The 23,532-nt window shown below is 57.2% G+C and carries 22 protein-coding genes and 1 riboswitch; of the genes, 8 read left to right on the forward strand and 14 right to left on the reverse strand.

What is annotated here, in order from left to right:
* Positions 1-27: 27 nt before the first annotated feature.
* The 8 genes from AUK77_RS16815 to grpE form a co-directional block, all read right to left on the reverse strand.
* Positions 28-474 (reverse strand): DUF4149 domain-containing protein, encoded by a 447-nt coding sequence (locus tag AUK77_RS16815; RefSeq protein WP_296131967.1) that lies wholly within the window; start codon positions 472-474, stop codon positions 28-30.
* Positions 446-922, reverse strand: coding sequence for a transcription elongation factor GreA (gene greA, locus AUK77_RS16820; protein ID WP_296131970.1), 477 nt, complete (start codon positions 920-922; stop codon positions 446-448). The genes AUK77_RS16815 and greA overlap by 29 nt, the downstream gene beginning before the upstream one ends.
* The gene (gene carB / locus AUK77_RS16825) at positions 919-4,140 is read right to left on the reverse strand and encodes a carbamoyl-phosphate synthase large subunit (protein ID WP_296131973.1); all 3,222 of its coding nucleotides are present in this window, start codon (positions 4,138-4,140) and stop codon (positions 919-921) included. Before carB ends, greA begins: the two co-directional genes overlap by 4 nt.
* Positions 4,141-4,176: 36 nt before the next feature.
* A complete protein-coding gene (carA, locus tag AUK77_RS16830) occupies positions 4,177-5,325 on the reverse strand; it encodes a glutamine-hydrolyzing carbamoyl-phosphate synthase small subunit (RefSeq protein ID WP_296131978.1) in 1,149 nt (382 codons plus the stop codon).
* 209 nt (positions 5,326-5,534) lie between these two features.
* Complete coding sequence (gene dapB / locus AUK77_RS16835; protein ID WP_296131980.1) at positions 5,535-6,338, reverse strand: 4-hydroxy-tetrahydrodipicolinate reductase; 804 nt, start codon at positions 6,336-6,338, stop codon at positions 5,535-5,537.
* Positions 6,339-6,409: 71 nt separating this feature from the next.
* Positions 6,410-7,540, reverse strand: coding sequence for a molecular chaperone DnaJ (gene dnaJ / locus AUK77_RS16840; RefSeq protein ID WP_296131983.1), 1,131 nt, complete (start codon positions 7,538-7,540; stop codon positions 6,410-6,412).
* Positions 7,541-7,662: 122 nt separating this feature from the next.
* Positions 7,663-9,579 (reverse strand): molecular chaperone DnaK, encoded by a 1,917-nt coding sequence (gene dnaK / locus AUK77_RS16845; RefSeq protein ID WP_296131985.1) that lies wholly within the window; start codon positions 9,577-9,579, stop codon positions 7,663-7,665.
* 99 nt (positions 9,580-9,678) lie between these two features.
* Complete coding sequence (gene grpE / locus AUK77_RS16850) at positions 9,679-10,248, reverse strand: nucleotide exchange factor GrpE (RefSeq protein WP_296131988.1); 570 nt, start codon at positions 10,246-10,248, stop codon at positions 9,679-9,681.
* 155 nt (positions 10,249-10,403) lie between these two features.
* Here grpE and recN point away from each other — a divergent pair, with 155 nt between their 5' ends.
* Positions 10,404-12,077, forward strand: coding sequence for a DNA repair protein RecN (gene recN / locus AUK77_RS16855; protein WP_296131991.1), 1,674 nt, complete (start codon positions 10,404-10,406; stop codon positions 12,075-12,077).
* 59 nt (positions 12,078-12,136) lie between these two features.
* Here recN and fur read toward each other — a convergent pair whose 3' ends face one another.
* Positions 12,137-12,544 carry a ferric iron uptake transcriptional regulator gene (fur, locus tag AUK77_RS16860; protein ID WP_296131994.1) on the reverse strand — a complete coding sequence of 136 codons (408 nt, stop codon included), beginning with the start codon at positions 12,542-12,544 and terminating at the stop codon, positions 12,137-12,139.
* A gap of 97 nt (positions 12,545-12,641) precedes the next feature.
* On the opposite strand from fur, the gene AUK77_RS16865 reads away from it, so the two are divergent.
* Positions 12,642-13,160, forward strand: coding sequence for an outer membrane protein assembly factor BamE (locus AUK77_RS16865; RefSeq protein ID WP_296131997.1), 519 nt, complete (start codon positions 12,642-12,644; stop codon positions 13,158-13,160).
* A 62-nt stretch (positions 13,161-13,222) separates the two neighbouring features.
* Here the strand turns inward: AUK77_RS16865 and AUK77_RS16870 are convergent, their stop codons facing one another.
* From AUK77_RS16870 to AUK77_RS16880, 3 genes are read right to left on the reverse strand one after another with little or no spacing between them, the layout of a single operon-like run.
* A complete protein-coding gene (locus tag AUK77_RS16870; protein ID WP_296132000.1) occupies positions 13,223-13,543 on the reverse strand; it encodes an RnfH family protein in 321 nt (106 codons plus the stop codon).
* Positions 13,536-13,970 (reverse strand): type II toxin-antitoxin system RatA family toxin, encoded by a 435-nt coding sequence (locus tag AUK77_RS16875; protein WP_296132002.1) that lies wholly within the window; start codon positions 13,968-13,970, stop codon positions 13,536-13,538. The genes AUK77_RS16870 and AUK77_RS16875 overlap by 8 nt, the downstream gene beginning before the upstream one ends.
* A gap of 34 nt (positions 13,971-14,004) precedes the next feature.
* The gene (locus AUK77_RS16880) at positions 14,005-15,408 is read right to left on the reverse strand and encodes a sodium-dependent transporter (protein ID WP_296132004.1); all 1,404 of its coding nucleotides are present in this window, start codon (positions 15,406-15,408) and stop codon (positions 14,005-14,007) included.
* A 156-nt stretch (positions 15,409-15,564) separates the two neighbouring features.
* Between AUK77_RS16880 and smpB the strand changes: the two genes are divergently transcribed.
* On the forward strand, positions 15,565-16,047 hold the full coding sequence (gene smpB, locus AUK77_RS16885) for an SsrA-binding protein SmpB (RefSeq protein WP_296132006.1): 483 nt from the start codon (positions 15,565-15,567) through the stop codon (positions 16,045-16,047).
* A 56-nt stretch (positions 16,048-16,103) separates the two neighbouring features.
* On the opposite strand, the gene AUK77_RS16890 is transcribed toward smpB, so the two are convergent.
* Positions 16,104-16,733 (reverse strand): LysE family transporter, encoded by a 630-nt coding sequence (locus tag AUK77_RS16890; protein WP_296132010.1) that lies wholly within the window; start codon positions 16,731-16,733, stop codon positions 16,104-16,106.
* A gap of 78 nt (positions 16,734-16,811) precedes the next feature.
* Here AUK77_RS16890 and AUK77_RS16895 point away from each other — a divergent pair, with 78 nt between their 5' ends.
* From AUK77_RS16895 to AUK77_RS16910, 4 genes are all read left to right on the forward strand, one after another.
* Positions 16,812-17,777, forward strand: coding sequence for a 2-hydroxyacid dehydrogenase (locus AUK77_RS16895; RefSeq protein ID WP_296132012.1), 966 nt, complete (start codon positions 16,812-16,814; stop codon positions 17,775-17,777).
* A gap of 78 nt (positions 17,778-17,855) precedes the next feature.
* Positions 17,856-18,854, forward strand: a complete 999-nt coding sequence (locus AUK77_RS16900) for a class I SAM-dependent methyltransferase (RefSeq protein WP_296132015.1) — start codon at positions 17,856-17,858, stop codon at positions 18,852-18,854.
* Between the two features lie 37 nt (positions 18,855-18,891).
* A riboswitch (yybP-ykoY riboswitch) is annotated at positions 18,892-19,024 on the forward strand.
* 75 nt (positions 19,025-19,099) lie between these two features.
* On the forward strand, positions 19,100-19,684 hold the full coding sequence (locus tag AUK77_RS16905) for a TMEM165/GDT1 family protein (RefSeq protein WP_296132019.1): 585 nt from the start codon (positions 19,100-19,102) through the stop codon (positions 19,682-19,684).
* A 104-nt stretch (positions 19,685-19,788) separates the two neighbouring features.
* On the forward strand, positions 19,789-20,232 hold the full coding sequence (locus AUK77_RS16910) for a ketosteroid isomerase-related protein (RefSeq protein WP_296132022.1): 444 nt from the start codon (positions 19,789-19,791) through the stop codon (positions 20,230-20,232).
* A gap of 59 nt (positions 20,233-20,291) precedes the next feature.
* Here AUK77_RS16910 and AUK77_RS16915 read toward each other — a convergent pair whose 3' ends face one another.
* The gene (locus tag AUK77_RS16915) at positions 20,292-21,104 is read right to left on the reverse strand and encodes a M48 family metallopeptidase (protein WP_296132025.1); all 813 of its coding nucleotides are present in this window, start codon (positions 21,102-21,104) and stop codon (positions 20,292-20,294) included.
* A gap of 167 nt (positions 21,105-21,271) precedes the next feature.
* Between AUK77_RS16915 and AUK77_RS16920 the strand changes: the two genes are divergently transcribed.
* Positions 21,272-23,422, forward strand: a complete 2,151-nt coding sequence (locus tag AUK77_RS16920; protein WP_296132029.1) for a methyl-accepting chemotaxis protein — start codon at positions 21,272-21,274, stop codon at positions 23,420-23,422.
* Positions 23,423-23,532 lie beyond the last annotated feature (110 nt).

The raw sequence follows: 23,532 nt of genomic DNA on the forward strand, positions 1-23,532 counted from the left end.
GTCAAGCACCTTGCAGGCAAGCTCTTGCTACACTTCGTCTTGCGCTCTTACTGGCGGAGGCTGTAACACCAGCAGTAAGCCGCAGAATGCCACCGCCAAGTAGCTGAACATCAGCCAGAGGTCGGCCGTAGCAACCAACTGGCGTACAGCAATGTAACTGCCAGCCATCACCTCGACAGCTATCAGCAAATGCCCACGGGTATCGCGCCACAAGCTGCTCAGCCCCTTAGCGCGCACCAGCACAAACACCTGCAGACCTGCACAAACAGCCGCCAAACCCATCAGCAGTGGCCGTAGCGCATTACTGATTTCTTCCACCAGCAACGACGCCAAGCCTGCATGGGCAATGGCCGGCAGCAGCAGAAAATGCAGCAACCAGAGGCCACCGACCCAGAGCGTCTGAGCCAGCAGCCAACTGATTGATCCGGCATCACGACCAGCGGGCTTAGAGATGACGAACCTCAACGATCTCATACTCGAGCGCGCCACTGGGCGTTTGCACGACCACTACATCGCCTTCGCTCTTACCGATCAAGGCGCGAGCGATAGGTGAGCCAACGGATATCTTGCGTTGCTTGATGTCCGCCTCGTCCTCACCCACGATCTGGTAGATCACGCTCTCATCGGTTTCGCAGTTGGCAATCTCAACAGTGGTGCCAAAGATCACTTTGCCGGTGTGCTCAATGGTGGTGACATCGATGATCACTGCATTCTGCAGACGACCTTCGATATCGCGGATACGCGCCTCGACCATGCCTTGCTGCTCGCGTGCAGCGTGGTACTCGGCGTTTTCCTTAAGGTCACCCAACTCACGGGCAGTACCAATGTCTTGACTGAGCTTGGGGCGCACAACCTTGGTCAAGTGCGCATGCTCTTCTTCCAGGGCGCGAGCGCCCTGAACGGTCATGGGGTATTTAGTCATGCCTTGATTCCTGCATGCAGATCCTGCAGCCGACGCACGGTCTTCTCGGGACCGAACTTCAGCGCCTCACAGATCGCCTGACCCGCCGCAATAGTGGTGGTGCAGTAAATCTTGTGCTGCAGGGCGTTACGACGAATGGAGTAGGAATCAGCAATCGACTGACGCCCCTCAGTGGTGTTGATGATCAACGTGACTTCGTCATTCTTGATCATATCGACCACGTGCGGGCGGCCTTCGGTCACCTTGTTCACGCGGCGCACAGGCAAGCCTGCGGCCTCAATCAACTTGGCAGTACCGGCAGTCGCCACCACTTCAAAACCCAACTCGATCAAATCACGCGCCACGTCTGCCACCAAGGGCTTATCGTCGTCGCGCACACTGATAAAGGCCACGCCGGCGTTCGGCAGAATTTCGCTGGCACCCAACTGAGCTTTGGCGAAGGCTTCACCGAAGGTATCGCCCACGCCCATGACTTCACCCGTGGACTTCATTTCTGGGCCAAGAATAGGGTCGACGCCGGGGAACTTGGCGAACGGGAATACCGCTTCTTTCACACTGAAATACGGCGGGATGATTTCTTTGGCATACCCAGCCTCAGCCAGCGACTTACCGGCCATGACGCGGGCAGCTACTTTCGCCAGGGAGACACCCACACACTTGGAGACGAACGGCACGGTACGCGAAGCGCGCGGGTTCACTTCGATGACGAAGATATCCTCACCCTGAACGGCCATCTGCACGTTCATCAAGCCGACGACACCCAGCTCCAAGGCCATTTTCTTGACCTGCTCGCGGATCTCATCCTGGATGTGCATCGGCAACGAGTAAGGCGGCAACGAGCACGCCGAGTCGCCGGAGTGCACGCCAGCCTGCTCAATGTGCTGCATGATCGCACCGATCACTACAGTCTCGCCGTCACACACCGCATCCACATCCACTTCAATGGCGCAGTTGAGGAAGCGGTCGAGCAATACGGGGCTGTCGTTGGAAACCTTCACCGCTTCACGCATGTAACGCTTGAGTTCGTCTTCCTGGTAGACGATTTCCATCGCCCGGCCGCCCAGTACATAGGACGGACGCACCACCATCGGGTAACCGATGCTTTTCGACAGCGCCAGCGCTTCATCTTCACTGCGCGCAGTGGCGTTAGCCGGCTGACGCAGGTTTAGACGCTGCACCATCTGCTGGAAGCGCTCACGGTCTTCGGCGCGGTCGATGGCGTCAGGGCTGGTACCGATGATCGGCACACCAGCTTCTTCCAAGGCGCGGCAAATTTTCAGCGGAGTCTGGCCGCCGTACTGCACGATCACACCTTTCGGCTGCTCGACACGGACGATTTCCAGCACGTCTTCCAGAGTCACCGGCTCGAAGTACAGGCGATCAGAAATGTCGTAGTCGGTCGATACGGTTTCCGGGTTGCAGTTGACCATGATGGTCTCGTAACCGTCTTCACGCAGCGCTAGGGCCGCGTGCACGCAGCAATAGTCAAACTCGATACCTTGACCAATGCGGTTAGGGCCGCCACCGAGGATCATGATCTTGTCGCGCGTCGACGGATTGGCTTCGCACTCTTCCTCGTAGGTCGAGTACATGTAAGCCGTGTCAGTGGCGAACTCAGCGGCGCAGGTGTCCACGCGCTTGTACACCGGCAGCACTTTCAGCTTGTGGCGCTGGCTACGCAGGGTTTTCTCGGTCACACCCAACAGCTTGGCCAGGCGAATATCGGAGAAGCCTTTGCGCTTGAGCTTGTACATCGCATCACGATCAATGCTCGACAGTGCCAGCGTTTTGATGCGTTCTTCGTCCTTGATCAGATCTTCGATCTGCACCAGGAACCACTCATCGATATTGGTCAGTTCGAAGACTTCGGCAACCGTCTTACCTGCACGGAAAGCATCACCGATGTACCAAATACGGTCAGCACTTGGCACGGTCAGTTCGCGACGCAGGGTGCTTTCGGCTTCAGGATCGGCCAGATCGAGCATCGGATCGAGGCCCGAAACGCCGACTTCCAGACCACGCAGGGCTTTCTGCAAGGATTCCTGGAAGGTGCGGCCGATGGCCATGACTTCACCGACCGACTTCATTTGCGTGGTCAAGCGGGCGTCGGCCTTGGGGAACTTCTCGAAGGCGAAACGCGGGATCTTGGTGACAACGTAGTCGATAGCCGGCTCAAACGAGGCCGGAGTGCGGCCACCGGTGATGTCGTTGCTCAGCTCATCAAGGGTGTAACCCACAGCCAGCTTCGCGGCGATCTTGGCGATCGGGAAACCGGTGGCCTTGGAGGCCAGCGCCGAGGAACGCGACACGCGCGGGTTCATCTCGATCACCACCATGCGGCCGGTGTTCGGGCAAATGCCGAACTGCACGTTGGAACCACCGGTTTCCACACCGATCTCGCGCAGCACAGCCAGCGAGGCGTTACGCAGGATCTGGTATTCCTTGTCGGTCAGGGTTTGCGCCGGCGCAACAGTGATCGAGTCACCGGTGTGCACGCCCATCGGGTCGAAGTTTTCGATGGCGCAGACGATGATGCAGTTGTCCTTTTTGTCGCGGACAACTTCCATTTCGTATTCTTTCCAGCCGATCAGCGATTCATCGATCAGCAACTCGCTGGTCGGCGACAGATCCAGGCCGCGGGCGCAGATTTCTTCAAACTCTTCACGGTTATAAGCAATACCGCCGCCAGTGCCACCCATGGTGAAGGACGGACGGATAATGCAGGGGAAACCCACCTTCTCCAGCACGCCGTAGGCTTCTTCCATGTTGTGCGCAATGCCGGAAACCGGGCAGGCCAAGCCGATGTCTTTCATCGCCTTGTCGAAACGCGAGCGGTCTTCAGCCTTGTCGATGGTGTCGGCGTTGGCACCGATCATCTCGACGCCAAATTTTTCCAGAATGCCGTGCTTTTCCAAGTCCAGTGCGCAGTTCAGCGCAGTCTGACCGCCCATGGTCGGCAGCAGAGCATCAGGACGCTCCTTCTCGATGATCTTGGCCACAGTGGACCACTTGATTGGCTCGATGTAGGTGGCGTCGGCCATGGCCGGGTCGGTCATGATGGTGGCGGGGTTGGAGTTCACCAGAATGACGCGGTAGCCCTCTTCTTTCAGGGCTTTACACGCCTGGGCACCGGAATAGTCGAACTCGCAAGCCTGGCCGATAACAATCGGGCCAGCGCCGAGGATCAGGATACTTTTAATGTCTGTACGCTTTGGCATGTTCTCTCTCTCGAATCCTTGGGTCAGTCGGCTGGCTTAACGGCGCTTGGCCATGGCTTCGATAAAACGGTCGAACAGCGGTGCCACATCGGCTGGGCCGGGGCTCGCCTCGGGGTGACCTTGGAAGCTGAAGGCGTCCTTGTCGGTACGCTCGATACCCTGCAGGGAACCGTCGAACAGCGACTTATGAATGGCGCGCACATTGCTCGGCAGGCTGCTTTCGTCCACGGCAAAACCGTGGTTTTGGCTGGTGATCATGACCACGCCGGTTTTCAGATCCTGCACCGGGTGGTTGGCACCGTGGTGGCCGTGGCCCATTTTCAGGGTCTTGGCACCGGAAGCCAGCGCCAGCAACTGGTGGCCGAGGCAGATGCCGAATACCGGAATATCGGTCTCCAACACCGCTTTGATCGCAGCAATGGCGTAATCGCACGGTTCTGGATCGCCCGGACCGTTGGACAGGAAAACACCATCTGGATTCAGCGCAAGCACATCGCTAGCAGGCGTTTGCGCCGGCACGACCGTTACGCGGCAACCGCGCTCGACCAACATGCGCAGAATGTTCCACTTAACGCCGTAATCGTAGGCGACCACGTGGTGCGGCAATTCGCTTGCTGGAATTTCCGGATGGCTGTCATCCTGCAAATTCCACACACTGGAGCGCCACTCGTAACGCTCAGTACAGCTAACCACTTTAGCCAGGTCCATGCCTTTAAGGCCTGGGAAGCTGCGCGCCAATTCCAGCGCTTTTTCTTCGGTGGCGTCATCGCCGACCAGAATGCAGCCGTTTTGCGAGCCTTTCTCACGCAGGATGCGGGTCAGGCGGCGGGTATCAATACCGGCGATGGCGACAGTGCCGTTTTCCTTGAGGTACTCATCAAGCGGCTGTTTGTTACGCCAGTTGCTGGAGGTCAGCGGCAAGTCGCGGATAATCAAGCCGGCTGCCCATACGCGGTTGGACTCGGCGTCTTCCGGCGTGGTGCCGGTGTTGCCGATGTGCGGATAGGTCAGGGTGACAATCTGCTGGGCATAGGAAGGATCGGTAAGGATTTCCTGATAGCCGGTCATGGCGGTGTTAAAAACCACCTCTCCAATAGTTTGGCCATCGGCACCGATGGCCTCGCCGCGAAAAATACTGCCATCAGCAAGAGCCAAAATGGCAGGTTTAAGGGCTGGCTTACTCAAGAAAACCTCCGAAAATTAAAACGTGAAGCAAACGCAGGTTGTAAAAAAGCGGGATGACGTATCAACCGTCACCCCGCTTTTTTATCTGATTCATTCTGCGCAACTTTAGTGGACACACTAAAGCAGAAAGCTTACAGGAAAGTCCCTTTTTGGTCCACCGCCAGTTGCACCCAAGACGCAGTTAACTGTCACACCTGCGACAGCATGACTCAGTTCAAACCAAGCACATCCTGCATGTCGTACAGCCCTGGCTGGCGATTTTGCAGCCACTGCGCCGCGCGCACAGCGCCTTTGGCGAAGGTCATGCGACTCGACGCTTTGTGGGTGATCTCTACGCGCTCGCCATCGGCGGCGAACAACACGGTGTGATCGCCGACCACATCGCCAGCGCGCACGGTGGCAAAACCAATGGTTTCGCGCTCACGCGCGCCAGTCTGGCCTTCGCGACCATAGACCGCGACCTTTTGCAGATCGCGCCCCAAGGCATTGGCCACCACCTCCCCCATGCGCAAGGCGGTGCCGGACGGTGCGTCGACCTTGTGCCGGTGATGCGCCTCGATAATTTCGATGTCCACATCATCACCCAGCACACGCGCCGCAGTGTCCAGCAGCTTCAGGCACAGATTGACACCAACACTGAAGTTGGCGGCAAACACGATGGAGATCTGCTTACCCGCTTCAGCCAGCAATTGCTTTTCATCCGGGGAAAAACCGGTGGTACCAATCACCATGGACTTGCCGGCCTGACGGCAGATTTCCAAGTTCTTTAGGGTGACCGAGGGATGAGTGAAATCGATCAGCACATCGAACTGATCGAGCACCGCACTCAGATCGCCGGACAGATTGACGCCGATTTTGCCCTGCGCCACCAACTCACCGACATCCGCCCCAACCAAACTGCTGTCGGCACGATCAATCGCCGCACTCAGGCTTGCGCCATCGACCAGTTGCACGGCCTCGATCAGGGTCTTGCCCATGCGCCCGGCGGCGCCCATCACAGCAATACGTTGCATAGCTATCAGCTCCAAGCTGTCGCAACAGGCTGCCGCAGCCGTTTAGCGACCGCGCAGCCTGTCAGCGGGATTTACAGATCGCCAAAGAAGCGCTTTACACCCTCGAACCAGCCATTGGCTTTCGGCGAGTGCGAGCTGTCACCTTCCAGGGTTTTGCGGAACTCATCGAGCAACTCGCGCTGACGACGATCCAGGTTAACCGGCGTCTCTACCGCCACCTTGCACATCAGGTCGCCCGCCCCACCGCCGCGCACAGGGGCCACGCCCTTGCCACGCAGGCGGAACATCTTGCCGGTCTGCGTGCCTTCCGGAATCTTCAGCTTGACCCGACCGTCCAGCGTCGGCACTTCCAGTTCACCACCCAGAGCTGCATCGGCAAAACTGATTGGCACTTCGCAGTACAGGTGCTTGCCGTCGCGTTGGAAGATGGCGTGCTCGCGCACATTCACCACCACATACAGATCGCCGGAAGGGCCACCCATGGTGCCCGCCTCACCTTCGCCGGTCAGACGAATGCGATCGCCGGTATCCACGCCCGCAGGCACTTTCACCGACAAGGTTTTATGTTCTTCCACCCGGCCTTGGCCGTGGCAGGAACCACAGGGATCAGTGATCATCTTGCCGGTGCCGTGGCAGCGCGGACAGGTTTGCTGCACCGAGAAGAAGCCCTGCTGCATGCGCACCTGACCGATACCGCCACAGGTGGTACAGGTCACCGGCGTGGTGCCTTTCTTCGCGCCCGTGCCATCGCACGGTTTGCAATTAACCAGTGTCGGCACACGGATGGTCACTGTCGTGCCGCGTACGGCCTCTTCCAGATCCAACTCCAGGGTGTAGCGCAGATCACTGCCGCGCTGGGCGCCCCCGCGTTGACCGCCGCGACCACCGCCCCCGAAGAAATCGCTGAATACATCGCCGAAAATATCGGAGAAATTCGCACCACCTGGGCCACCGCCACCGCCGCCGCCCATCTGCGGATCGACACCAGCATGCCCGTATTGATCATAAGCCGAACGCTTGGCGGCATCGGAGAGCACTTCGTAAGCCTCATTGGCTTCCTTGAACTTCTCTTCGGACGCTTTATCGTCAGGGTTGCGATCTGGGTGGTACTTCATGGCCAGGCGGCGGTAGGCCTTTTTCAGCTCCGCTTCACTGGCACCGCGCTCAACACCGAGCACTTCGTAAAAATCGCGTTTAGCCATAAGTCTTCAACACCTTTAAATCGTCTACTCCAGACACGCCAACGCGGGAGCAAGCTCCCGCGCGACGGATCATGCCGGGCGCAACCTGCGCCACGCCCGGCCAGAGCGGTATAAGCTTGCGCTTACTTGTTGTCTTTGACCTCTTCGAACTCAGCATCGACTACGTCGTCTGCGGCGTCCTTGGCTTGTTCACCACCTGCAGGCTGCGCGCCTGGCTGTGGCTGCTCGGCATACATCTTCTGCGCCAGCGGTGCGGTCACTTCAGACAACGCGGTCATCTTGGCTTCGATTTCGGCCTTGTCGTCGCCTTTGACTGCCGCTTCCAGAGCAGTCAGTGCGGCTTCGATGGCTGTTTTCTCATCGGCAGTGGCCTTATCGCCCGCCTCGACAATCATCTTGCGGGTGGCGTGCACCAGTTGATCACCTTGGTTGCGCGCACCGGCCAGCTCTTCAAACTTGCGGTCTTCCTCAGCGTTTGCTTCGGCGTCACGCACCATCTGCTGGATCTCTTCCTCGGACAGACCCGAGTTGGCCTTGATCACGATGGACTGAGTCTTACCGGTGGCTTTGTCCTTGGCACTTACATGCAGGATACCGTTGGCGTCAATATCGAAGGTTACTTCGATCTGCGGCACGCCGCGCGGCGCTGGCGGAATCTCGGCCAGGTCGAACTTACCCAGCGACTTGTTACCGCTGGCTTGCTTGCGCTCGCCCTGCAGTACGTGAATGGTCACTGCGCCCTGGTTGTCGTCGGCAGTCGAGAACACCTGCGATTTTTTGGTCGGGATCGTGGTGTTTTTCTCGATCAGTGCGGTCATCACACCGCCCATGGTTTCAATACCCAGGGTCAGCGGGGAAACGTCCAGCAGCAGTACGTCCTTGACGTCACCAGCCAGCACCGCGCCCTGAATAGCTGCGCCCATGGCCACGGCCTCGTCCGGGTTGACGTCTTTGCGCGCTTCTTTACCGAAGAAATCGGTAACCAGCTTCTGCACCAACGGCATGCGGGTCTGACCGCCAACCAGGATCACATCATTGATCGCAGCGATGTCGATACCAGCGTCTTTCAGCGCGATACGGCAAGGCTCAATGGTGCGCTGCACCAAGTCTTCAACCAGCGATTCCAGCTTGGCACGCGAGATCTTCACGTTCAGGTGCTTAGGACCGGTGGCATCTGCAGTGATGTACGGCAGGTTGACGTCGGTCGACTGGCTCGACGACAACTCGATCTTGGCTTTCTCAGCAGCTTCTTTCAGGCGCTGCATGGCCAGCGGATCACCTTTGAGGTTCATACCGCTTTCTTTCTTGAATTCGTCGACGAGATAGTCGATCAGACGAATGTCAAAGTCTTCACCGCCGAGAAAGGTGTCACCGTTGGTGGCCAACACTTCAAACTGGTGCTCGCCATCAACTTCGGCAATCTCGATCACCGACACGTCGAAGGTACCGCCACCCAGGTCATAAACGATGACAGTGTGGTCGCCTTTGGCTTTGTCCATGCCATAAGCCAGGGCAGCCGCAGTCGGCTCGTTGATAATGCGCTTAACGTCCAGACCGGCAATGCGACCGGCGTCTTTAGTGGCCTGGCGCTGGCTGTCGTTGAAGTAAGCCGGCACGGTGATCACCGCCTCGGTCACTGGCTCGCCGAGGTAGTCTTCGGCGGTTTTCTTCATCTTCTTCAGAATTTCAGCCGAGATTTGTGGCGGAGCCATCTTCTGGCCGTTCACTTCAACCCAAGCGTCGCCGTTGTCTGCTTTGGCGATCTTGTAAGGCACCATCTGGATATCTTTCTGTACGACGTCTTCATCAAAACGACGACCGATCAGACGCTTCACCGCATACAGGGTGTTGTGCGGGTTGGTCACTGCTTGGCGCTTGGCCGACTGACCGACGAGGATTTCACCATCGTTGGCATACGCAATGATCGACGGCGTGGTACGCGCGCCTTCAGCGTTTTCGATTACTTTGACGGTGCCGTTTTCCAAAATCGAGACGCAGGAGTTGGTGGTCCCCAGGTCGATACCAATAATTCTGCCCATATTCATTCTCCCGAAACTTTGATAATTGCGCCGCTGTAACTGGTCAGCGGCGGTAGCACTAAAACGCTTGACTGTTTAATGGGGGCGGCTTGGTAAATTTCAAGCCTGCTCATCAATCGAAGGAGGCGTTTGCGCCGGTGCCTTGCTGACCACCACCATGGCGGGGCGCAGCAGGCGACCATTGAGCATGTAGCCCTTCTGGAACACCTTGAGCACGCTGTTAGGCTCAAGATTGGTACTTTCCTGCATCGCCATCGCCTGGTGATGCTCGGCATTGAACGGCGCACCGTGCGGATCAATCACTTCCAATTGATAACGCTTGAGCGTGTCGTTAAACAGCTTGAGCGTCAGCTCCATGCCCTCACGTACAGCCTTGATGGCCTCGTCATCCGGGCTCGACAGCTCAAGGCCGCGCTCCAGGCTGTCGACCACCGGCAGCAAGTCGCTGGCAAACTTCTCTAGGGCAAACTTGTGCGCCTTTTCGACATCCTGCTCGGCGCGGCGGCGCACGTTCTGCAAATCGGCAGCCATGCGCAGCGACTGATCCTGCGCAGTGGCCAGTTGCTCTTCCAGCGCGTGCACGCGGGCAACCAGGTCATCGCCCGCAGCCGCTTCGGCAGCTGTTTGTACATCGGGATTCTGCGTATCCAGGGTCTGTTCGTCAGCCATGAGTCTCTCCTCGTAAAATTCGACGCGAGCCGCAACTCACGTGTCTGACCGGTATATGGGGTCAAAAAAAATGCTTTCAAGGAGAAAGAGCGGATTGTCAGCCCACAAAAAAACACTGTATAAATAACCAGACATGAACTTGGGAGGCCCTCGCCATGCTGGTGCACCTGTCCGTACACAACTACGCCATCGTTGAACACCTTGATCTAGAGCTGGATGCAGGCATGAGCGTGATCAGCGGTGAAACCGGTGCTGGCAAATCCATTATGCTCGACGCCCTTGGCCTGACCCTGGGTGATCGCGCCGACAGCGGCGTGGTGCGCCCAGGCGCGGACAAAGCCGACATTCTTGCCAGTTTTGACTTGTGCGATATCCCTGAAGCACGCGCTTGGCTGGCCGAGCGCGATCTGGACAACGATGGCCCGTGTATTTTGCGCCGAGTGATCACTGCCGAGGGCCGATCGCGCGGCTATATTAACGGCGCACCCTGCCCGCAAGGTGACCTCAAGGCGTTGGGCGAACTGCTGATCGACATTCACAGCCAACACGAACATCAGTCCCTGCTCAAACCTGACACCCACCGTCGCCTGCTCGATGAATATGCTGGCAGCCAAGAGCTGGCACGCCAGGTACAACTCGCCGCCCAACGCTGGAAGCAAACCCGCAACGAACTAGAACGCATTTCCAACATCGGCGACGAACAGCGCGCGCGCCATCAATTGCTCAGCTATCAACTGGAAGAACTCGATAATCTCGCATTGGGCGAAGACGAGCTTGAACAGCTGGAGTCAGAACATAAAAACCTGACCAACGCCGAAAGCCTGCTTAGCGCCTGCCGCCTAGTGATAGAACAGTGCAGCGAAAATGACGCCGGCAACGTGCTGTCAGCCTTGACCAACAGCCTCAACCGTCTGAGTGCATTCCAGGGTCAACCCGGCGCATTGAGCGAAGCCATTAATCTGCTGGCCAGCGCCCAAATCCAAGTTGAAGAAGCGGTCGGCGAGCTAAATCGCTTTCTTGATCACTTCGAAGCCGACCCACAACGCCTGCAACACATGGAAGAACGCCTGGACGCGATTTATACCCTGGCACGCAAGCACCGCATCCAGCCCAGCGAACTGGGAGCGATGCAGCAGCAGTTATTTGAAGAGCTGGAAAGTCTGAATGCCGATGATCAAGCCGCTGAACGCCTGAACGAAGAGCTGGCGGCTTTTGAGCGTCATTACCAGGAAAAAGCAGCGGAGCTCAGCACGCTGCGCAATAACGCGGCCAATCAACTGGCTGGCGCGGTCGAACAAGAAATGCAGACGCTGGGCATGCCCGGCGGGCGTTTCACCATCAAATTGACCGCGCACACCAGCCATGAACCTCACCCCAACGGCCTTGAGCAACTCGAGTTTCTGGTCAGCGCCAACCCCGGCCAACCCCTCAAGGCACTGGCCAAAGTGGCTTCCGGCGGCGAGCTGTCACGCATCAGTCTGGCGATTCAGGTGATCACCGCACAGACTTCACGCGTGCCCACATTGGTATTCGATGAAGTGGACGTGGGCATTGGCGGCCCGACAGCCGAAGTCGTCGGTCAGTTGCTGCGTCGCCTCGGCGAGCGTGGTCAGGTGTTAACGGTTACCCACTTACCGCAGGTCGCCGCGCAAGGGCATCAGCACCTGTTTGTGCACAAAGTGCGTGAGCGCGACGCCACCCGCACCGCGGTTAGCAAACTGAGCCAGACTCAGCGCGTTGAAGAAATAGCACGCATGCTGGGCGGCGTTGACCTGACCGATGAATCATTGGCGCATGCCAGGCAGATGGTTAGCAGCGCTCAGACTTGACCGCATAATGCAAAAAACACAAAGGCGACCTAGATCGCCTTTGTTTGTTAAAGCCAAAATCACTCTGCTTTTTTGCGCACGTACAGCACCAAGTTGTGGTCGACCAACTCAAAACCGTGCTCTTTGACGATTTCTTTCTGGCGGCGCTCGATCTCAGCATCGAAAAACTCGATTACCTCGCCCGAATCCACACACACCATATGGTCGTGATGGCCGCTATCAGCCAACTCAAACACAGCGTGACCGCCATCAAAGTTATGGCGCACCACCAAGCCTGCAGCTTCAAATTGAGTCAGAACCCGGTAAACGGTCGCCAGACCAACATCGTCACCGGCTTCCATCAGGGATTTATAAACGTCTTCTGCACTCATGTGGCGCTGACCAGCCGAGTCGAGCATCTGCAGAATTTTGACCCGTGGCAGGGTTACTTTCAGGCCAGCCTTGCGTAGTTCGCTATTTTCAACCATGGTCTGCTTTCTCGCGGAAGCCGCTTCGCAGCTTCTCTTATTGCGGGTATGATCCGGGATTATATTGCCCAGCCAAGATAGTGGAAGTCGCCCACCGATGCAAAAAACCAAACTCCTGCTGACCAGCCTCTCACTTACGGGGCTACTCGCACTCGCCGGTTGCTCATTCCCCGGGGTTTATAAAATCGACATTCAACAGGGCAATGTCGTCACGCAGGACATGATAGACCAGTTGCGGCCAGGAATGACCCGCCGACAAGTACGGTTTATCATGGGCAACCCGCTCATAACCGACACGTTCCACGCCAATCGCTGGGATTACCTCTACAGCATCCAGCCGGGTGGCGGTAAGCGCCTGCAGGAGCGTGTGAGCGTCAACTTCAACTCGGATGACCAATTGGTTGGCTTGTCGGGTGATTTTATGCCCGGCGTAAGCCGCGACCAGGCGATTCTGGGTGAAGACAGCGATGTCAGTACTGCGCCTGCCCGCCCTGCTGTTCAGGTCGAAGAAAAGCCTGCTGCAGGCTCACTGCTTGAACAAATTCAGCGCGAAGTAGACGACGTCAAAGTAGTACCGGTACCGACGCCAGAGCCGCTGGAAAGCGCACCGCAGTAATATTCTGTGAATAAAAAAGCCCGGACTTGTCCGGGCTTTTTTATTTGCGCAAAAACAATACGCTATTTTTCCGCCTCATCCGTGCGTGCTTGTGCGGCTTTTGCAGCACGCTGTTTACGCACCTCTTTCGGGTCGGCAATAAGCGGCCGATAGATTTCTACTCGCTCACCATCTTCCAGCACCCGCTCATCCGGCTTACTAACCGCCTTACCGAAAACTCCTAACGGACTGTGCGCCAGATCCAGCCCAGGAAAATGCACCTGCATACCGGATTGCAGAGCCGCCTGCCGCACAGTAGTGCCGTGCGGCAAGCTCAGGCGAAGCAACTTTTGCTTTTCGGCCAGGGCATAAACAACCTCAACCACGATATTGGGCTTATCCATAGAGCTGCTTGGCCCTCTGACAAAACGCATCAACCAAGGTGTTGGTTGCTTGATTAAACAGCGGCCCAAGGGTGGCGCGCACCAATGGCCCGGCATAATCAAACGTCAAATCCAGGCTGATTTTGCAGGCCTTATCGCCCAGCGCCTTGAACTGCCAGTGGCCGTAGAGCTGAGAAAACGGCCCTTCGACCAGGCTCAACTTGATCAACTCGCCCGGCACCAGTGTATTGGCGGTGACAAAACGCTGACTGAGACCGCCCTTGGCAATTTCAAGACGGGCACGCATGTGGGTCTCACTCACCTCCAGCACCTCACTCGCCGCACACCACGGCAGGAACTGAGGGTAACTGGCCACATCGTTAACCAAGTCAAACAGCGCACGAGCCGGATACGGCAGCAGCGCAGAGCGCTGAATATGAGTACTCATTTAACAACCACTTGTTTAAACGAGCCGCCGAGCATCACTTGCTCAACTCAGCGATAAAGACGATCAGCACGCCAATGGGTGCAACCACACGAATAAGCCAGTAGACCACACTGAACAGCAGCGGGCTTTTCATCGCCAACTCGTCGCGTACCACTTCACGCTTGAGTACCCACCCTGCAAAAATCGCAAAGGCCAAGCCACCCAGCGGTAGAAGAATGCGACTGGTCAGGTAATCGATGGTGTCAAAGAAGTTTCGACCGCCTTCGGCGCCCCACTGGAACAGATGGAAGCCATCGTCGGCGAAGACAAAAAACTTGGCTTCAGCGCCCAGGTTGAAAGATAAAACCGTCCCCATACCCACTACCCAGCACAACAGGGCCAGTACGCTGGTCACGAGCACTCTGCTGCGCTTGGTGCGCTCAACCAGATAGGCAACAGCGGGCTCCAGCATTGAAATGGAGGAAGTCCAGGCAGCGATCAGCACCAACACAAAGAACACCGTGCCCATCAACTGCCCGAAGGCAATGTTGCCGAACGCCACAGGCAACGTGACAAACATCAGCCCAGGCCCGGCACCAGGCTCAAGACCCGCAGCAAAAACAATCGGAAAGAGCGCTAACCCGGCAGTCAACGCCACCAAAGTGTCGAGAATGCCAACAGTCAAAATCGTGCCGCCAATCGATGCATTTTTCGGCATATAAGCGCCGTACACCATGATCGAGCCCACCCCGACACTCAGCGTGAAAAAAGCGTGCCCCATTGCTGCCAGTACGCCATCCAGCAATCGCTCTGGCTGGAAATCAAAGAGAAAATGGAAACCCTGCATAAAGTGGCCAGTGGTCATGCTGTAAGCCAGCAACACCAGCAACAACACAAACAGCAGCGGCATCATGATGCGCAGGCTGCGCTCAAGCCCAGCCACCACTCCACGGGCGATGACAAAAGCGGTGATTACCATAAACAGCGTATGCCAGAGCGTCAGACGCACTGGATCAGCCGTCAACGCGCCAAAGGCTGCGCCGGCAGCATCACCACTGGCCCCGGTAAACTCACCGCGGCCCATGCTCAAGATGTAATCAAAAGACCACCCCGCCACCACGCTGTAAAAAGACAAAATCAGCAAAGCGGCGATCATGCCCATCAGCGCTGCCCAAGACCATTTCGGCGAAGCACCTGACTCAAGCGCCAATGTCTTTAACGTGTTGACCGGACTCTGCCTGCCACGCCGGCCAATCAGCGTCTCCGCCAGCATGATCGGCAAGCCCACCATAAAGATGCACACCAGGTACATCATCACGAATGCCCCGCCGCCATACATGCCCGTCATGTAGGGGAACTTCCAAATATTGCCCAAGCCCACGGCCGAACCGGTTGCTGCCAGAATAAAAACCCAGCGACTGGCCCACGCGCCGTGTATTGAAACCTTGTCGTTCGCCATGCTCGGCTGATCCGCTTTACGAAAAAAAGATCGTGCATTGTCGAGGATTCACCAGAGCGGCTCAAGCACGGCTGCCAACCCTGAGTAAATCCATACGCGTTTTGCCGCACTGCACGCATAGCGCGCAGGCTGACGACTCCCTATAATGCGCGCCCTATGGCTAAACAAAAGAAACACCCGCAAGGCACCATCGCGCAAAACAAGAAGGCGATGCATGACTACTTTGTCGAATCCCGCTTTGAGGCAGGTTTGGTCCTGTCTGGTTGGGAAGTGAAGAGTCTGCGCGCTGGCAAGGCCCAACTGGTCGACAGCTACGTGCTGCTCAAAGACGGTGAAGCCTGGCTGATGGGTTGCCACATTACCCCCCTGAAAACCGCCAGCACCCACGTGATCGCGGACCCTATCCGCACGCGCAAGCTGCTGCTCAACAAGCGCGAGCTGGACAAACTGTTCGGCGCCGTACAGCAGAAGGGCTACACCTGCATCGCCACTTCACTGTATTGGAAGGCTCACCTGATCAAGTGCGAAATCGCCCTGGCCAAGGGCAAGAAGGACTTCGACAAGCGCCACACCGAGAAAGAACGTGACGCCGATCGCGAAGTGCAGCGCGCTATGCGCAGCAAAGGCAAAGACGAGTAACAGCACAGAATGAAAACGCCCCGCTGATGCGGGGCGTTTTCATTTAAGCAGATTGTCTAACGTAATTCGCTAAATGCCAGCTTCACACCCAACCCCACCAGCACGACGCCCATCAGCCGATCAAACCAATGCCCTAGCCGCGAAAAGCCTGCGCGCACGCGTTGGTGACTAAATAGCTGAGCAACCAAGCAAAACCACAGCGCCGTGGCCAAAGCCAGATAAACACCATACCCCGCCTGCACTGGCAACGGCGTGTGCGGGTTAATCACCACGGTAAACAACGACAGAAAGAACAACGTTGCCTTGGGATTTAGACCATTAGTCACAAAGCCGGCTGTAAAGGCCGCGCGAGCCGTTCGCGCACTCCCGAACCGATTCAACTCAGCCTGACCAGCACTGACCGGTTTAGCCCGCAACGCTTTGATCCCGATGTACAGCAAGTACGCCGCCGCCAGCCACTTTAAGGCGTTAAAGAGCACAATCGACTGCGACACGATCAAGCCTATGCCGAGCAGCGAATACGCTACGTGAATGAAAATCCCGCACCCCACACCCAGCGCACTGAACACACCCGCACGCCGCCCATACGCCACGCTTTCTCGCACCACAATGGCAAAGTCAGGCCCTGGGCTGGCCACAGCCAGCAGGTGAATAAGGGCAACGGTAAAAAACTCAGGCCAGTACATGGGCGCTCCACGACAGAAGATGATTTGTTAGGCTCACCACTGTACCCCTCGCCCAAACCAGCAGGATAGATACAGCTGATGCCTTACAGTCTCCGCGCCGCCTTCCTTGATCACAGCTCGCTCGACCTAGGTGATTTGGATTTATCCAACCTGCGCGCCTGCTTTGCCGACTTGCACCTCTACCCAAACAGCCACCCAGAAGACGTGATTGAACGCTTGCAAGACGTTGAAGTGGCGATCAGCAACAAAGTCCCGCTGACAGCCGAAGTCTTCGCCGCCTGCCCGCAACTGAAGCTGATTCTGGTGGCGGCGACCGGCACCAATCCGATTGACCTTGAGGCCGCGCGCACTCATGGCATCGTTGTCAGCAATTGCCAAGGCTACGGCACGCCGTCGGTGGCGCAACACACATTAATGCTGCTTCTGGCGCTGGCCACGCGCCTGAGCGAATACCAACAAGACGTGCGCGCCGGGCGCTGGCAACAGGCCAAACAGTTCTGCCTGTTGGATCACCCGATCGTCGAACTGCACGGCAAGACCCTTGGCCTACTTGGCCATGGCGAGTTGGGAAGCGCTGTTGCCCGCCTGGCAGAAGCCTTTGGCATGCGCGTGCTATTAGGACAATTACCCGGCAGACCACCCCGCGCAGACCGCGTGCCGTTGGACGAACTGTTGACGCAGGTCGATGCCCTAACCCTGCACTGCCCGCTGAATGAACACACCCACCATCTGATCGGCAGCCGCGAACTCAATTTGATGAAACCTTCGGCCTTTCTTATCAATACCGCACGCGGCGGTTTGATTGATGAGCACGCCCTGGCTGACGCGCTTCGCGCCGGACATTTGGGCGGTGCGGCCACTGACGTACTGAGCCAGGAGCCCCCAAAAGACGGCAACCCACTGCTAGCAAGCGACATCCCCCGGCTGATCATTACGCCGCATAGCGCCTGGGGCAGCCGGGAGGCAAGGCAACGAATCGTCGGCCAGTTGGCGGAAAATGCTCACGCATTCTGCAATGGTGCGGCCATACGGGTCGTCAATTAGAGCCTGCTAACACCGCACTCGGTTTGCGCTGAAACGCCATCACACCCTACTCTACGCGACTTTTTTCAAGGAGCGCTTATGGACCCGCGAAGCGAAGTACTGCTGCGCCAAGCCGAACTGTTCAGCGGCCCGCTGCTGCTTGCCGGGCTACCCGCGGATGATCTGCTTAGCCACTTACCCGACGCCCACGGCTGGAGCTGGCACGCCGGGGAGCACGCACTACTCGCGAACCGCTTCACACAACGCTGCCACTTTGGCACACAGCCAGGTGAGCGTGAATTTCAGGCGGCCGTGGTATTTCTGCCCAAGTCTCGCGAACTGACCGACTACCTGCTCAATGCCCTAGCGGCGCGGCTGGCGGGGCGCGAACTGTTTTTGGTCGGCGAAAAACGGGCTGGCATAGAGCGCGCAGCCAAACAATTGGGCGTTTTTGGGCAAGCGCGCAAGCTCGACAGTGCGCGCCACTGCCAGCTCTGGCAAGTGCGCATTGAACACGCGCCCGCAGCGCCGGATCTGCACAGCCTGGCGCAACGCTATCAACTGCAACTGCCCGACGGGCCGCTCAACGTACTGAGTCTGCCTGGCGTATTCAGCCACGGCCGCCTGGATGTCGGCAGCGCCCTGCTGCTTGAGCACCTTAACGACTTACCAAGCGGGCATATTCTCGATTTCGGTTGCGGCGCAGGCGTACTCGGCGCGGCGCTGAAACGTCGCTACCCGGACAGCGAGGTAACGCTTCTCGATGTCGATGCCTTTGCCGTCGAAAGCAGCCGCCTAACCCTGGCTGCCAATGCCCTGCAGGCCGAGGTCATCAGTGGTGACGGGATTGACGCTGCACCCTCGGGCCTGAGCGCCATCCTCAGCAACCCACCGTTTCATCAGGGCGTACATACGCACTACCACGCGTCCGAGCATTTACTGCGCGAGGCCAGCAAGCACTTGGCGTCGGGCGGAGAATTGCGACTGGTGGCCAATAGCTTTCTTAAGTACCCACCGCTTATTGAGCAACACCTGGGCCCATGCCGGACCCTGATAGACGCCAAAGGCTTTCGCATCTATCGCGCCCTTAAAGGCTAAATCAACGCTTGCCCCAGAGTTGCTGCGCGGGCAGAATGCGCCCGTCCTAGGGGAGTAGTCTCCCGCGAGCGCCAGCTCGCCCGGCACGCGTCAACATACTTGCTCAGCAGAGCATGGTGCGTGCGACCCAAGGCCCACACAGTTGTGGCCTGCGGTTTGACAAGACCTATGACACGCACACCTTACCCGGGGCGGGGAGGCTGTACGTGTCATAGCCATGTCGACCTGCCCCGTTAGGAAACCTAATGCTCGAATCCCTCCTTGTTCCAACTTTTATCGTTGCCTTGGCTGAAATTGGTGACAAAACGCAATTGCTCGCACTACTGCTTGCAGCCCGTTTCCGCAAGCCGTGGCCCATTATCTGGGGCATCGTCGTCGCCACACTGGCTAATCATTTTGCGGCAGGCGCTATTGGCAACTGGGTCGCAGGTTTCTTCTCGCCCGCCACTTTGAGCTGGATTTTGGCTGCCAGTTTTATCGCCGTGGCGCTCTGGGCGCTGGTGCCCGACAAACTGGATGACGATGAGAACTCCAACTTTCGGCGGTACGGCCCGTTTGTAACCACGTTGATCGCATTCTTCCTCGCTGAGATGGGCGACAAAACGCAAGTGGCCACTGTCATGCTCGCCGCCAAGTACCCGCACTTCATCATGGTGGTGATCGGTACCACCTTGGGCATGCTGATTGCCAACGTGCCCGTGGTGCTGGCAGGTAATTTTGCCGCCGAACGCTTGCCCCTGACATTGATTCGCCGGCTGGCCGCCTCTGCATTCGCAGTACTGGCCCTTTACGCAGGCTATCAAGCCATGAAACTCAGCGGCCTGATTTGACCTGTATTTGACGTCAACACCCCGGCGCTTCGGCCAATCCATCGGTATCGAGACGGCTGCTAAAGTGCGCAACAAGTTGCCACTCAGCCGTCAGGGAGACACGCATGTCATTGGACGATCGCAAGAAACGGGTACGCCATCATATCGACCTGTCATGGAACCGAGGCCGTGTAGCACTGGCCGAGCAACTCCATAGCCCAGATTTCCTCTACAAAAGCTCGTTTATCGGTAATCCACTCAACAGCGCTGCGTTCAGCCAAATGGTGCTGCAGATACGCGACGCCATGCCTGACCTGCAGGTCGTGGTTGAAGAATGCATAGCCGAAGACTTCAAAGTGGTGACCTGGAGCACGCTCATCGGCACCATCCAGAAGCCGGCCTTGGGCTACCCGCCCAGCGACAAGGTGCTGAGCATTTCCGCCATGGCCTTTTGGACACTCACGCCGAGCAACGAAATTCAGGAAATCTGCACCATGTTTGACATGGAAAGCTTTCGCGCCCAACTCGGGCTGGCCACTCAGCCTTACGCAGCTAAAGCCCTACCCTAAAAAGCGCCCAAAAAAAAGCCCCGCTCATGAGCGGGGCTTTTGCGCGCCTAAAGCACCGATCACTTAGCCTGCTGGTAAAACGGCATCACCTTGGGGATGGCCGCCTGCAGCGCCGCAATCCGGCTGGTGGAAGATGGGTGCGTACTCATGAACTCCGGCGGCGCACCTTCGTTGGCAGCAGCCATCTTCTGCCACAGGGTCACGGCTGCATTTGGGTTGTAGCCTGCACGAGCCGCCAACTCCAGACCGATCAGATCCGCCTCATTTTCATTGCCACGGCTATTAGGCAAGGTCAAACCATACTGAACCGCTGCATCAGCCATCGCCATGCTGTCAGCACCCAACCCTAGCAGGGCACCAGCCCCCTGTTTGGCCAGCTCGATGCCATACGCCTTGGACATAGCTTCACGGCCATGCTCGCGCAACGCGTGAGCCATTTCATGCCCCATGATGGCGGCGATTTCATCATCGGTAAGTTTCAGCTTCTCGATGATGCCACTGTAAAAAATGATCTTACCGCCAGGTCCACAGTTAGCGTTTAGATCAGGGCTTTTGATCAGATTGACCTCCCACTGCCACTGCGCGGAGTCGGGACGAAACAGCGGCGCTTGCTTAATCAAACGGTCAGCAATCACCCGCAAACGCTTGGCGTTAGGGCTGCTGGTATCCAACACCCCCTGCTTAGACGCAGCATTCAGGGTCTGCTGATAAGACTGCGCGTACATCTGGTTGACTTCCTGAACCGATAGCATGCTGAACATGTACTGCTTTCGCTCGACCCCCACGGCTCCCCCGCTGGTGGTGTTAACGGCCTGGCATCCAGCCAACAATAAGGCGGCGCTCAGAACGGCAACTGATGACAGCTTTAACATGCGAAAACTCCTTATGTAATCGCTGACATCCTAGGCTGCGCAGTGATGCCGAACAACCACCAGCTTGATCAAAGCCATTAAGCCATCTTTAGTTGCTAATGGCGGTTCAAGATTTTCTCTGCAGGCCGATAGAGAAATACAGCAACTTTTTACTGCGTGGAGCACTCATGACATTTCGCTCAATCCAGACCACCATCGCCACCCTGGCAGGCGCCTGCATACTGGCTATCGTTGCAGCCCTTGTCTTGTACGGGCTTTATGCCAGCGGGCGAACGCAAGAGCTGACCCAAGAGCGCACCCAAATTCTGCTTGAACAGGTCATCGAGCAACGTCTCAGTGCGCTTGCTCAGAATCAGACCCTGCAAATTCAGGCGGAACTGGAATACCCGCTGATGATCACCGCCGAATTGGCGAAAACCAATCGCCTGCTTGGCCTCAAAACAGAGGACGGCAGCGCCATGCTGTCCATGGGACGCGAAGAGCTCAACAATCTGGTCCGCGAAACACTCGTTCAGCACCCCAAACTCCTGGGCGCTTACATCGGCTGGACGGTAAACGGCTTGGATGACAGCGACGCCATCTACGCCGGCATTGGCAATACGAGCGTCAATGAAAGTGGGCGTTTCATGCCGTGGTGGTACCGCAGCGATGGCGGGAAACTCACACAAGAGTTACTGACAGATATTGAAAATGAACAACCACTGCCAACAGGCGTGCGCGCAGGGGAGTACTACTTATGCCCACGCGACAATAAAAAGGCCTGCGTCATCGACCCCGCGCCCTATGAGATGAGCGGAAAAATGGTGATGCTGGCCTCTTTTGTTAATCCAATCCTGGTGGATGGAACATTTAAAGGCATGGTGGGGGCCGATTTAAACGTTAATTTTATTCAAGACCTTCTGCTAAGCGCTGACAGTCAGCTGTATGACGGCGCCGGTGAACTGGCTTTAATCTCCAACCACGGCCGGTTAATTGCGTCCACTCAGGCACCCGACAAACTTGGCAGCCCAGCTACCGAACTGCTGGATGCCAATGAACTCGATAACCTGAAAAAACTAATGCCGGGACAAATCATCTACGACACGCACCACGAAGCGAACCCCGCTGACAGCCATATCGAATTGTTCCTGTCGTTCGGCATCGGCGATACCGATGCGCGCTGGACCTTGATGCTGGTATTACCGCTTAACACGGTGATGGCTGAACTGCAGCAATTGCACAGCGACCTGAGCGAACAACGCCAAACAGATACCTTTAGCATGACTCTGGTCGGCTTGGTGATTGCTGGACTCGGCTTGTTGGTGATCTGGCTGGTCAGCCTTGGAATAGCCCAACCATTGCGCCAGATGGTGGGAATGCTGGATGACATCGCCAAGGGCAACGGCGACCTTACGGTTCGCCTTAAGGTTGATCGCAAAGATGAACTTGGCCAAATAGCCCAAGGTTTCAACACCTTCCTCGGCAAGCTGCAAAGCATGATTACGCAAGTGGTCACTTCCGTGCAGCAAGTCAGTGACTCTTCTGAACATACCGCAGACATTGCCATTCGCACCAACCAAGGTGTGCAGAAACAGATGGCCGAAATCGAGTTGGTAGCGACCGCCGTACATGAGATGACCGCGACGGCTCAAGATGTCGCGCGCAACGCCACACACGCAGCAGAGGCAGCCAACCACGCCGATCAAGCGGCCAATCAAGGCAAGCAAACCGTTCAGCACACGGCTGAAGCCATCACTGCACTGGCCCAGGAAATCGGCCGCGCCGTGACCGTCGTGCAAACCTTGGCCAAGGACAGCGAGAACATCAACGCGATCCTAGTGGCTATTCGCGGGATTGCCGAGCAAACCAACCTGCTTGCCCTCAACGCTGCGATCGAAGCCGCACGCGCTGGCGAACAGGGCCGTGGCTTTGCCGTGGTCGCCGACGAGGTGCGCAACCTGGCGCAGAAAACGCAGAAGGCCACCGAAGAAATTCAGAACATGATCCAACAACTGCAGCAGGGTACGCGCGATGTGGTCAAGGTCATGGAAGACAGTCAAAACAAGACGCAAGTCAGCGTGCAGCAAGCCAGCCAGGCCGCAGTGGCGCTCGATGCCATTACCCAGGCTGTATCGGTGATCAACGACATGAACACGCAAATCGCCAGTGCTGCGGAAGAGCAAAGCGCGGTGGCAGAAGACATCAACCGCAACGTCACCAATATTGGTCAGGTGGCCAATGAAGTGGCCGGCGGAGCCGATGAAGCGAGCCAAGCCAGTGCGGAACTCACCAAACTGGCTGAACAGCAACGTCGCCTGATCAATCAGTTCAAGGTGTAGGGTAGGCAATAAAAAAGGCTATGTCTGAGTTAACTGTTGCCGCTCGTATAACCCAGCGATTCACTCAGGCAGATCAATGGGTTGAGCTGCGCTTTGTAGCGCTCAAGCAG

Source organism: Pseudomonas sp. Ga0074129 (genome assembly GCA_001465025.1).
Classification (GTDB): domain Bacteria; phylum Pseudomonadota; class Gammaproteobacteria; order Pseudomonadales; family Pseudomonadaceae; genus Aquipseudomonas.

What these genes read in the sequence shown, in the direction of transcription:
- AUK77_RS16815 (WP_296131967.1), bottom strand. Translation starts at nt 474, where the DNA reads ATGAGATCGTTGAGGTTCGTCATCTCTAAGCCCGCTGGTCGTGATGCC.
- greA (WP_296131970.1), bottom strand. Translation starts at nt 922, where the DNA reads ATGACTAAATACCCCATGACCGTTCAGGGCGCTCGCGCCCTGGAAGAA.
- carB (WP_296131973.1), bottom strand. Translation starts at nt 4,140, where the DNA reads ATGCCAAAGCGTACAGACATTAAAAGTATCCTGATCCTCGGCGCTGGC.
- dapB (WP_296131980.1), bottom strand. Translation starts at nt 6,338, where the DNA reads ATGCAACGTATTGCTGTGATGGGCGCCGCCGGGCGCATGGGCAAGACC.
- dnaJ (WP_296131983.1), bottom strand. Translation starts at nt 7,540, where the DNA reads ATGGCTAAACGCGATTTTTACGAAGTGCTCGGTGTTGAGCGCGGTGCC.
- dnaK (WP_296131985.1), bottom strand. Translation starts at nt 9,579, where the DNA reads ATGGGCAGAATTATTGGTATCGACCTGGGGACCACCAACTCCTGCGTC.
- grpE (WP_296131988.1), bottom strand. Translation starts at nt 10,248, where the DNA reads ATGGCTGACGAACAGACCCTGGATACGCAGAATCCCGATGTACAAACA.
- recN (WP_296131991.1), top strand. Translation starts at nt 10,404, where the DNA reads ATGCTGGTGCACCTGTCCGTACACAACTACGCCATCGTTGAACACCTT.
- fur (WP_296131994.1), bottom strand. Translation starts at nt 12,544, where the DNA reads ATGGTTGAAAATAGCGAACTACGCAAGGCTGGCCTGAAAGTAACCCTG.
- AUK77_RS16865 (WP_296131997.1), top strand. Translation starts at nt 12,642, where the DNA reads ATGCAAAAAACCAAACTCCTGCTGACCAGCCTCTCACTTACGGGGCTA.
- AUK77_RS16870 (WP_296132000.1), bottom strand. Translation starts at nt 13,543, where the DNA reads ATGGATAAGCCCAATATCGTGGTTGAGGTTGTTTATGCCCTGGCCGAA.
- AUK77_RS16875 (WP_296132002.1), bottom strand. Translation starts at nt 13,970, where the DNA reads ATGAGTACTCATATTCAGCGCTCTGCGCTGCTGCCGTATCCGGCTCGT.
- AUK77_RS16880 (WP_296132004.1), bottom strand. Translation starts at nt 15,408, where the DNA reads ATGGCGAACGACAAGGTTTCAATACACGGCGCGTGGGCCAGTCGCTGG.
- smpB (WP_296132006.1), top strand. Translation starts at nt 15,565, where the DNA reads ATGGCTAAACAAAAGAAACACCCGCAAGGCACCATCGCGCAAAACAAG.
- AUK77_RS16890 (WP_296132010.1), bottom strand. Translation starts at nt 16,733, where the DNA reads ATGTACTGGCCTGAGTTTTTTACCGTTGCCCTTATTCACCTGCTGGCT.
- AUK77_RS16895 (WP_296132012.1), top strand. Translation starts at nt 16,812, where the DNA reads ATGCCTTACAGTCTCCGCGCCGCCTTCCTTGATCACAGCTCGCTCGAC.
- AUK77_RS16900 (WP_296132015.1), top strand. Translation starts at nt 17,856, where the DNA reads ATGGACCCGCGAAGCGAAGTACTGCTGCGCCAAGCCGAACTGTTCAGC.
- AUK77_RS16905 (WP_296132019.1), top strand. Translation starts at nt 19,100, where the DNA reads ATGCTCGAATCCCTCCTTGTTCCAACTTTTATCGTTGCCTTGGCTGAA.
- AUK77_RS16910 (WP_296132022.1), top strand. Translation starts at nt 19,789, where the DNA reads ATGTCATTGGACGATCGCAAGAAACGGGTACGCCATCATATCGACCTG.
- AUK77_RS16915 (WP_296132025.1), bottom strand. Translation starts at nt 21,104, where the DNA reads ATGTTAAAGCTGTCATCAGTTGCCGTTCTGAGCGCCGCCTTATTGTTG.
- AUK77_RS16920 (WP_296132029.1), top strand. Translation starts at nt 21,272, where the DNA reads ATGACATTTCGCTCAATCCAGACCACCATCGCCACCCTGGCAGGCGCC.